The following is a 379-nucleotide window of genomic DNA, read 5'->3' as shown; positions in this document are numbered from 1 at the left end:
TGCTGAAGCTACGTCCGCTGGAAGAAAACGCGGTGCGGATGTTCTTCGAGTCCCTCAAGCCGTTGCAAGGCCCGCTCGATGCGCCCGGCGTGGCCGAGATCATGGTCAACAACTTCGACAGCATTTGGGTCGAAGAGCGCGGACATATGCACAAGCTCGAGCTCACGCTGAACCAGGCGACGCTCAATGGCGCGATTTTGGCGCTCGCCGCGTCGGTGGACAAATCAGCGAAGGCTGGGACCGATCAGGGGATCATCAACGGCGGTCACAAGAATCTGCGGATCGCGTCCGTCATGCGGCCGACGGCCATCGACGGGCACGCCCTTGCTATCCGCAAGCATCGCGAGAAGAACCTGACGCTCGACGACTACGTCCAGAT

The 379-nt window shown here is 60.9% G+C and carries 1 protein-coding gene; it reads left to right on the top strand.

What is annotated here, in order from left to right; genetic code table 11:
* On the top strand, nt 1-379 hold a 379-nt coding region (locus tag BTA35_RS17600), incomplete at both ends, for a Flp pilus assembly complex ATPase component TadA (protein ID WP_202931335.1).

The organism is Oceanospirillum linum, assembly GCF_001995095.2.
Classification (GTDB): Bacteria; Pseudomonadota; Gammaproteobacteria; order Pseudomonadales; family Halomonadaceae; genus Oceanospirillum; species Oceanospirillum linum.
Note: the sequence above shows the minus strand (reverse complement) of the source record. Positions and strands in the feature narration are given on the sequence as shown.